The organism is Candidatus Methylomirabilota bacterium, from assembly GCA_036005065.1.
Taxonomy (GTDB): Bacteria; Methylomirabilota; Methylomirabilia; order Rokubacteriales; family DASRDR01; genus DASYQW01.
This window is the reverse complement of record DASYQW010000093.1, coordinates 1-9,286: the sequence shown is the minus strand read 5'-3', so window position 1 is coordinate 9,286 and position 9,286 is coordinate 1. Positions and strand designations below refer to the sequence as shown.

Here is a 9,286-nt window from a genome sequence, read left to right as displayed (position 1 = left end):
CGCCCGACAGTCTGGCGCACGCGCCTATGGTAGCACGGGTCGCGCCCGTTTCGCCGCCGGCTGGACGCGCGCGGGCCGCTCGTGTGGCCTGCCTTTCGGGGGAGAGAGACCGCGACCTCGATGACACCTCTCGGCGTGATCTGTCGGTGACGTCCTGAGGCCCTCCAGGTGCTCAAGGGACTCTTTGCCGACGCTCCCCTCACCTTCGCGGGCAAGCACTACACGATCGACGGCCTCGATGGATTCCCCAAGCCGGCCCAGCGCCCGCATCCGCCGATCCTCGTCGGCGCGGGCAGCCCACGCATGCTGCGGCTCGCCGGACGCGAGGCCGACATCGTCGGAATCCTGAGCAGCTCGACACGGACCGGCACGCTGGTGGACGATCCGGTCGAGCGACTGCCCGAATCCGTCGCGAAGAAGATCGCCTGGGTGCGCGAGGGGGCGGGCCCGCGATTCGACGACGTCGAGTTGAGCACGGTCCTGGCGCCGATCATCACCGACGCTCCCCGGCGGGAGGCCGAAGCCCTCATCGGGGGGCGAGGCTGGAGTGGCGTCACGCCGGAGGACGTCCTGGCGATGCCGAGCATCGTCCTCGGCCCGGTCGGCCGGATCGTCGACACCCTGGAGGAGCGGCGCGAGCGCTTCGGATTCTCCTACTACGTCGTATCCGACGCGGCCCTCGGACCCTTCGTCCCGGTCGTCGCGCGTCTCCGGGGACGCTGAGTGGTTGGTGGAGACGCCACGGTGAGCGGGACGATCCGGGCGTGGAGGCGCCCCGGCCTGACGTAGAGTCGCGCCAGCGCGACCGGCAGCGTGAAGCGGCGAGGACCGGCGCTCCCGGGGTTGAGCAGGAGCAGCCGGCCGCGTCGCTCGACGCTCGGCCGGTGAGAATGGCCGGCGATGACGACATCGATCCCCTCGCGGGCCGGAACGAGGCGGAGCCCTTTCAAGTCGTGGATCACGCAGAGTCGAGCGCCGGCGACCTCGGTCACGACGATTTCGGGCAGCGAGGCCGCCCAGGCCTCCCGATCGTTGTTGCCCCGCACCGCGATCACGGGCGCCATCTCGCGGAGCCGGCGGAGGACGGCCTCGGATCCGATGTCGCCCGCGTGCACGATCAGGTCCGCGCCTTGGAGCGCTGCGACCGCCTCCGGCCGCAGGAGTCCGTGGGTGTCGGAGATCACGCCGACCACGAACCGACGGACACCCCTGGCCTCGTCGCGTCGGACACTCCGTCGTCCGATCATGGAACGAGCGCGCAACACCCGACCAGCCGGCTCCTGCCGCCCCATCCCACCGCTACCATGGCGAAGAACCCGGCGCTCGTCATGGCGAAGAATCCGGCGCTCCCGCATATCCCATTGATTCTAAAGGGGTTGACCCTGGCATCCCCGTTGCTCCAAGCCAGGCCCAGTCGGGCGGGACGGCAACGGAGGAGGCGGCCGGTTCGTCTCGCCGCTCGGGAGGGTGCCAGTGAAAGGGGAGGGCCTTCAGATGATGATGCCAGAGAAGGCGTTCCTGCGCGAAAGGGTCGTGGCCCGGTATCGCGACGGTCGGCTCGTCAAAGGGTACACCTTCGACTTCGAACCGGGCCGCCGACAGTTTCACATCTTCGCCAATCGTGACGCCTCGGATGAGCCGACTCCCGTGCGGGTGGAGGATCTCAAGGCCGTGTTCTGCGTAGGAGATTTCGCGGGTAACCCGGCCTACCGGGAGCGCAAGCAGTTTGTCGACGGACGGCCGACACCCCCCGGTCGCCAGGTGCAGGTCACGTTCCACGACGGCGAGGTGCTCGTCGGATCAAGCCCCGACTATCGGCCATGCAGCCCCGGCTTCTTTCTGGTCCCGGCTGACCCTCACAGCAACAACCTGAAGATCTTCGTGTGCTCGGCGGCGGTACGCCACGTCAAGGATGTAACGCGAGGAGGCCCGGGCGCGAGGGCACTGAAGGCCGTCCCCTCCTTGGCGTAGCGGCCACCTCCCGCGCCCCCCAAAGCTGGCTGCGCCGCGCGACCGGGCGCGCCGTCGGGTCCACCGCGTGTCCTTGACACCGTCGACTGGCGCCGCCTATGATCGGTGCGCCGCGCGGCCGACGCAGCCCTGTACAAGAGCGGCGGCGCGCGTCCGGGCAGGCTCGGTCCCGAGGCGACGCACACGGGAGGCTCTCATGGGATGCAGGCTCGCGCGCCATTTCACCCGGCTGGCGGCCGGACTCGCGCTGGCGCTGACGTATGCCGCGGCCGCGCAAGCCAGCACGCTCGTCTACTGTTACGAGACCAGCCCCGAGACCTTCATGCCGATGCAGATCATCGGCCAGTCGACCGCTGACGCCACCAAGCACGTCTACAACAAGCTGGTGGAGATGGAGCGCGGCAGCACCCGCCTGATTCCAGGGGTGGCGGAGTCCTGGACCGTCTCCGACGACGGGCTCGTCTACACGTTCAAGCTGCGCAAGGGCGTGAAGTGGCACAGCACGAGCTACTTCAAGCCGACGCGGGAGCTCAACGCCGACGACGTGATGTTCACGTTCGAGCGGCAGCGGAACCCCGAGCACCCCTGGCACAAGGTCGGCGGCGGACGGTACGCGCTGTTCGTCAGCATGGGGCTCGATCAGCTGATCAAGCGGATCGAGAAGCTGGACAGCCACACGGTGCGGTTCAGCCTCGGCAAGCCGACCGTGGCGTTCCCGGCGATGCTCGCGGTCGAGACCTTCGGCATCGTCTCGGCGGAGTACTCGGACCTGATGATGAAGGCCGGCACCCCCGAGAAGACCGCGACGGAGCCGATCGGGACCGGACCGTTCGCGTTCGTCTCCTACCAGAAGGACGCGATGATCCGGTACAGGGCGCACCCCGACCACTGGGCCAGGTCGGTGCCGGGGATGGACGACCGGACCGCCAAGGTCGACAACCTCGTCATGCTCATCACGATCGATCCCTCCGTCCGATACGCCAAGCTGAAGGCCGGCGAGTGCCAGATCATGCGCTTCCCGAACCCCGCCGACATCAAGCTCATGCGCGCCGACCCCGACATCCAGGTGCACGAGATCCCGGGCGCCGACTACGCGTTCCTCGGCTACAACACGGAGAAGAAGCCGTTCCAGGACAAGCGGGTCCGGCTGGCGCTGAGCCTGGCCATCGACAAGAAGAACATCATGGACGCGGTCTACCTGGGTGAGACCGGCATCGCGGCCGGCGCCCTGATCCCCCCGTCGCTGCCGGGGCACGACCCGTCCATCAAGCCCTACCCCTACGATCCCGAGCGGGCCAAGAAGCTCCTGGCCGAGGCCGGCTATCCCAACGGCTTCACGGCCGACCTGTGGGCCATGCCCGTGGTGCGCGTGTACATGCCGAACGCCCGCCGGACCGCCGAGCTGGTCCAGGCGGATCTGGCCAAGGTCGGCGTGACGGTCAACATCAAGACCGTGGAATGGGGCCAGTACCTCAAGCGGACGCAGGACGGCGAGCACGAGATGGTGATCCTCGGCTGGAACTACCCGAACGCGGACCCCGGGCAGATCCCGGTCCTGGGCTGGAGCTGCGTGGCCGCCCGGAATGGGTTCAACCGGTCGCGTTGGTGCCACAAGGAGTTCGACGACCTGATCTTCAAGGCCGAGGTCACCAAGGACGAGGCCCAGCGGCTGGCGCTCTACCGGAGCGCCCAGAAGCTCTTCTACGACGAAGCGCCCGCGATCCTCATCGCCTACGCGACCAAGCTCGCGATGACGCGGAAGAGCGTCGTCGGCTACAAGCTGACGCCGGTGGGCTCCGAGACCTTCTTCGGCGTGGGGCTCAAGGAGTAGTCCGGGGGGACGCGGATCACGCCGCGCTCCGGGGCTCCGGCCGCCGGCGTCCGGCCGTCCATCGAACTCAATCGTCCCGGTGTCATTCTCGCCGGTGAGGTGGACGGCGAAGTTCACCCGCCCTGGCGGCCTGCGCCAGAGGCCGTCATCCTCGACGAATCCGATCGGGTCGCCGTTGGCCGTCGTCCGACTGCGGGGCCGCCGCCATGAGTCAAGGAGGTAGCGCCATGCGCTTGCAAGGACGGGTCGCAGCGATCACAGGCGGCGCGCTCGGAATCGGGCGCGCGACGGCGCTCCTGTTTGCGACCGAGGGTGCGACGGTCGCGCTCGGCGACGTCGAGACGGAAAGCGCCGAGGCCGTCGCCAAGGAGATCACCGAGCGCGGCGGCCGAGCGATGGCCATGGGCGTGGACGTCGGCGACTCGACCCAGGTGCAGGATTTCGTGAACCGCGTGGTCGCCGAGTTCGGGCGCCTCGACGTGATGTTCGCCAACGCGGGCATCGTGCACTCCGCGCCGTTCCTGGAGCATCCCGAGATCCAGTGGCATCGCGTGTTGCGCGTTAACCTCACCGGAGTCTTCCTGTGCTGCCAGACGGCCGCTCGCCAGATGGTCAAGCAAGGCGGCGGGCGCATCGTTGCGACCGCGTCGATCAACGGATTTCGCGGGGTGGAGAACCTGGTCGGCTACAACGTGGCCAAGGCCGGCGTGATCGAGTTGACGAAGACCATGGCCGTGGAATTGGCGCAGCATCACATTACGGTGAACGCGATCGCCCCGGCCCAGATCGATACCCGGCTCACGCGGAGCCTGCCGGAAGAGGCGCGACAGCGACGGATCGCCCGGATCCCGATGGGCCGCTTCGGCGAAGTCGACGAAGTCGCCCGGGCGGCGCTGTTCCTCGCCTCCGACGACGCGAGCTTCGTCACCGGTCACACGCTGGCAGTCGACGGCGGCTATCTGGCGGGTGGTCTCTGGTCCCGATGACGCCGCCGACGCCCGGCATCGCGAGGCGTGCCTCGGCACGCGCATCTCCTCGGGGGCGCGCCCGCGCCGCTCCGCTCGTCTCCTCCCCTCCCGGTCGGTTCCGCCTCGAAGTAGCCGAGGCTCCGACCCACGATCTCCCCGATCTGCCCGTTGCCGACGATCCAGCCGAGCTGGAACGTGACCTCGGTCGTCGCGCCCCGCGCGACCCGCGGTACCGAGACGAGCCCCCCGCCGGCCGCGAGCCCCCCGAGCAGGGCCATCGAGCGACCGAGCGCTTGACGGCGAGTCATGCCTGCCTCCGTCCCCATTTTCCGGCTCATGGCCTGGCCTCCTCGCTCCGAGTGCGCATCCAGGATTGGCCTAGAACATAGCCCGTCTCGGGAGCGAAGCCAAGCGGCGGACCGGGCTCTCCTCGGGCACGCTCGTTACCGCCGAAGTGGCCCCGGACGCGGCTACGACACGCCCCGGAGCTTCGGGTCGAGGGCATCCCGCAGCCCGTCGCCCACGAGGTTGAGGGCCAGCACGGTCGTGAGGATGGCCACGCCCGGGAACGTCACGACCCACCAGGCGCGAAGCACGAACTCGCGCGCCTCGGCGAGCATCGTCCCCCACTCGGGCGTCGGCGGCTGGGCCCCGAGGCCGAGGAAGCCCAGGGCGGCGGCCGCCAGGATCGCGCCGGAGAAGCTCAGGGTGGCCTGCACGATCAGCGGCGCCATGCAGTTGGGCAGGACGCCGAGCACCATCAGACGGAGCGCGCTCGCGCCGGCGGCTCGGGCGGCCGTCGCGTAGTCCTTGGCCAGCTCCCCGATGACCGCCGCCCGCGTCAGCCGTGCCGGATGCGGCAGCGTGACGACGGCGACCGCCAGCATGGCGTTGAGGAGGCCGTCGCCCAGGATCGTCACCATCACGATCGCCAGCAGCAGGGTCGGCAGCGCCAGGATCACGTCCATGGCGCGCATGACCGCCATTTCCAGGAGCCCGCGGCAGAACCCCGCCACCAGCCCGAGGAGGATCCCGAGAACGAGCGAGAGCGCCACCACCACCACGCCGACGACCAGCGAGTAACGCGCGCCGTACATGACGCGCGACAGGACGTCCCGCCCGATGGCGTCCGTCCCCAGGGGGAAGCGAGCCGAGCCGCCCTCCTGCCAGACGGGAGGCCGGAGCAGAGCCTCGCGGTGCTGCTCGATCGGGGAGTGGGGCGCGAGCACGTCGGCGAAGATCGCGACGGTCGCCACCAGGGCCAGGACCAGCGCTCCGGCTGCCGCCGCCCGGCGCCGCAGCAGCGGCCGCCAGCCGCCCCGCCGCTTCGGCGCAGCCGGCGGGGTGTCGGCGGTCGGTGGTGTCGCCGGCATCGGGGCGACTCAGCGAGCGTGGCGGATGCGCGGGTCGATCAGCCCGTAGAGCAGGTCGACCGTGAGGTTGGCGGCGATCACCAGGGTGGCGATGAGCAGGACGCCGCTCTGGACCACGGGGTAGTCGCGCCGGTAGACCGCCTCCACGAGCCACTTCCCCACCCCGGGCCAGCTGAAGATCGTCTCGGTGAGGATGGCGCCCGTCATCAGCACGCCCACCTGAAGCCCCACCACCGTCACCACCGGAATCAGCGCGTTCTTGAAGGCGTGGAGGGCGACCACCCGGAAGGGCGAGAGCCCCTTGGCGCGGGCGGTGCGCACGTAGTCCTCGTTGAGGACCTCGAGCATCGACGACCGCGTGATCCGGGCAATCACCGCCATGGGGAGCGTGGCCAGGACGACGGCGGGCAGCACGAGGTGGCGGACCGCGGACGTGAAGGCGCCCTTCTCGGGCGACAGCAGGGTGTCGACCAGCATGAAGCCGGTGACCGGCTCGACGAACACCAGGGGCGACAGCCGGCCCGACACGGGGGTCCAGCCGAGCTTACCCGAGAACAGGAGGATCAGGAGCAGGGCCCACCAGAAGATCGGCATGGAGAACCCGGTGACCGCCCCGGCCATCAGCCCCTGGTCGACCACCGATCCCCGTTGCGTCGCCGCGATCACCCCGGCGGGTACGCCGAGCGCGAGCGCGAGCAGGATGGCGCCCACGGCCAGCTCGGCCGTCGCCGGGAACAGCGTCAGGAACTCGGTGAAGACGGGCGTCTGGGTCGCGATGGATCGGCCGAGGTTGCCCCGCGCGAGGTCGAGGACGTAGCGGCCGTACTGGACGGGGAGCGGGCGGTCCAGCCCGAGGTGGGTCCGCAGCTCGGCCCGGCGCCGGGCGTCGACGCCGACCTCGCCCATCAGCACTTCCACCGGATCGCCGGGAATGAGTCGGACGAGCGCGAAGGTCAGGACCGTCAGGGCGATGAAGGTCGGGACGGCCAGTCCGAGCCGGGTGAGGACGTAGCGTCCCATGCCGGGCCGACGCGGTCAGGCCCCGGCCGCGGCCTCCGCGACGAGCCCGAGGTCCCGGGCGAGCTCGAAGGCATGCGCGCGCTGGGCCTCGGTGAGCTCGGGCCACGGCCGCCGCGTGGCGCCCAGGGGATACCCTCGCAGGCGACACACCTCCTTGCCCAGCGCGAAGTAGATGCCGGAATCGCGGCTCAGCTCGTGCAGCGGGTTGATCCGCTCGTGCAGGGCCCGCGCCCCCGGGAGATTCCCCTGCACGTGGACGAGGCGCCACAGCTCCACGGCGAGCTCCGGGATCATGTTCGCGGTCCCGGCCACCCAGCCGCAGGACCCGAGGGCCATCGACGGGAAGGCCAGGCTGTCCACGCCCTCGAAGATCGCGATCCGGTCCCCCATCCGCTCCCGGATCAGAGTGACGTGCTCGAGCACCCCGGTGGTCAGCTTCACCCATGGCACGTTCGCGACGCTCGCGATCCGCTCGAGGTCGGCCGGCGTCAGGAGGACGTGGGCGGCGTAGGGGGCGTTGTAGACCATGATCGGCAGCGGCGTCGCGTCGGAGATGGCCGCGTAGTGCGCGACGATCGAGTCGAGCGAGCAGGTGCCGTAGTAGGGCGGCATCACCAGCAGCCCGTCGGCGCCGATCGCCTCGGCATGCTTCGCCCACCGGATCGAGTGCCGGGTCGCCGGGGAGCCGGCGCCGACCAGGACCGGCAGGCGGCCGGCCGCCTGCTCGACCGCGACCTCGGCCGCGCTGTAGCGTTCCGCCTCGTCCAGGCTGTTGAACTCGCTGGTGGCCGCGTTGGCGATGATGGCGTGGACGCCGGCGCCGAGGAGATAGTCGATCAGCTTGCGATACGCGGGGGCGTCGAACTCGTCCGTGTCCCGGGTAAAGGGCGTCAGCAGGGGGACGACGATTCCTTCGAGCTTCGGCGGCATGTCGAGTCCTCCGTCCCTGGCGAGGGGCGCTGGGTGTCCGAGATCCGGACCCGCGGAGCGCGGACCGGCCTCCGGCGCATCAGGCTAGCACGCGGTCAGGCGACAGCGCAAACGACCGGCGATGGGAGACGCCCCCGCAAGGCCGGCAGATCGAAACGGCGCCCTGGATGGTATTCTTTCCGGGACCGGCGATCAGCCTGGCGGTCTTCACGCCGAGCCGTCTCGGCGATTCGGTCCGCCACCCCGCACACAAGGAGATGGTCCATGGTCACGTCCCACCCCGTTCGCCTCCTCGTGACGCTCCTGGCGGCCGCCGGGCTGGCGGGCGCCGACCCGAGCGCCCCGGCCGCCCTCGCCCAGGAGAAACCCCGTCCCGGCGGCGTCCTCACCTGGTTCGACTACGGCGATCCCGGCCGGCTGGACGTTCACGCCGAGTCGCCGCTGGTCGTTCAGCAGGCGACGGCGGGGGTCTTCAGCGGCCTGCTTCACTACGACCCCGACGACCCCTCGAAGATTGCGGGTGACCTGGCGGAGCGCTGGACGGTCTCGCCCGACGGCAAGACCTACACCTTTCACCTCCGCAAGGGAGTGAAGTGGCACGATGGCCAGCCCTTCAGCGCCGCCGACGTCAAGGCCTCCTTCGACCGCATCTTGAATCCCGACTTCAAGAGTCCCAAGTGCGGCGCCTCGCTCAAGCCGATGGTGGCGAGCTTCGAGGTGGTGAGCGCCGACACGGTGGAATTCAAGCTGAAGTTCCCGGCCGCGCCCTTCCTGCCGTCCCTCGCCTCGGCCTGGTGCCGGGTGGCGGCCAAGCACGTGCTCGCCCGGTTCGGCGACCTCAATGCGCCCGAGGCCCAGATCGGCACCGGGCCCTTCAAATTCAAGAAGTACGAGCGGGGCAGCGTGATCGAGTGGGAGAAGAACCCCAGCTACTTCATCCCCGGCCTGCCGTACCTCGACGGGGTCAAGCAGTTCATCCTGGCGGGCGGGCCCACCCAGCTGGCGGCCGCCAAGGCCGGGAAGATCATGCTCTGGGACGCCTGGCCGCCCATGCGGAAGACGCAGGCCGACGAGCTCAGGCGGGCGCGCGACGACGTCGAGATCTACCAGGCGCCCATCAACACCATCTTCCTCATCTACATGAACGCGCAGAAGCCGCCCTTCAGCAACCCGGATCTCCGGCGGGCGGTGAA

General features: G+C 69.9%; 9 protein-coding genes. 5 read left to right on the top strand and 4 right to left on the bottom strand.

Going from position 1 to position 9,286, the window contains the following annotated elements; translation table 11 throughout:
• The first annotated feature begins 168 nt into the window (after positions 1-168).
• Positions 169-723: an LLM class flavin-dependent oxidoreductase gene (locus VGW35_07000; GenBank protein ID HEV8307401.1), complete on the top strand. Its 555-nt coding sequence runs from the start codon at positions 169-171 to the stop codon at positions 721-723.
• On the opposite strand, the gene VGW35_06995 is transcribed toward VGW35_07000, so the two are convergent.
• Entirely contained in the window at positions 657-1,247 is a 591-nt protein-coding gene (locus tag VGW35_06995) for a metallophosphoesterase family protein (GenBank protein HEV8307400.1), read from the bottom strand. The genes VGW35_07000 and VGW35_06995 overlap by 67 nt on opposite strands.
• 226 nt (positions 1,248-1,473) lie before the next feature.
• Here VGW35_06995 and VGW35_06990 point away from each other — a divergent pair, with 226 nt between their 5' ends.
• The 3 genes from VGW35_06990 to VGW35_06980 all read left to right on the top strand — a co-directional run bounded on the left by VGW35_06990 (position 1,474) and on the right by VGW35_06980 (position 4,788).
• Positions 1,474-1,971, top strand: coding sequence for a hypothetical protein (locus tag VGW35_06990; protein ID HEV8307399.1), 498 nt, complete (start codon positions 1,474-1,476; stop codon positions 1,969-1,971).
• Positions 1,972-2,167: 196 nt separating this feature from the next.
• Positions 2,168-3,802: an ABC transporter substrate-binding protein gene (locus VGW35_06985; protein ID HEV8307398.1), complete on the top strand. Its 1,635-nt coding sequence runs from the start codon at positions 2,168-2,170 to the stop codon at positions 3,800-3,802.
• 227 nt (positions 3,803-4,029) lie between these two features.
• Positions 4,030-4,788, top strand: a complete 759-nt coding sequence (locus VGW35_06980; GenBank protein HEV8307397.1) for an SDR family NAD(P)-dependent oxidoreductase — start codon at positions 4,030-4,032, stop codon at positions 4,786-4,788.
• Positions 4,789-5,240: 452 nt separating this feature from the next.
• Here the strand turns inward: VGW35_06980 and VGW35_06975 are convergent, their stop codons facing one another.
• Genes VGW35_06975 through VGW35_06965 form a run of 3 tightly spaced genes read right to left on the bottom strand, consistent with a single transcriptional unit; the run spans position 5,241 to position 8,093 of the window.
• Positions 5,241-6,143 carry an ABC transporter permease subunit gene (locus VGW35_06975; protein HEV8307396.1) on the bottom strand — a complete coding sequence of 301 codons (903 nt, stop codon included), beginning with the start codon at positions 6,141-6,143 and terminating at the stop codon, positions 5,241-5,243.
• 9 nt (positions 6,144-6,152) lie between these two features.
• Positions 6,153-7,163, bottom strand: a complete 1,011-nt coding sequence (locus VGW35_06970; protein HEV8307395.1) for an ABC transporter permease subunit — start codon at positions 7,161-7,163, stop codon at positions 6,153-6,155.
• Between the two features lie 15 nt (positions 7,164-7,178).
• A complete protein-coding gene (locus tag VGW35_06965) occupies positions 7,179-8,093 on the bottom strand; it encodes a dihydrodipicolinate synthase family protein (GenBank protein ID HEV8307394.1) in 915 nt (304 codons plus the stop codon).
• A 264-nt stretch (positions 8,094-8,357) separates the two neighbouring features.
• Here VGW35_06965 and VGW35_06960 point away from each other — a divergent pair.
• Positions 8,358-9,286: ABC transporter substrate-binding protein (locus VGW35_06960; protein HEV8307393.1), on the top strand; the 929-nt coding region annotated here is incomplete at its 3' end.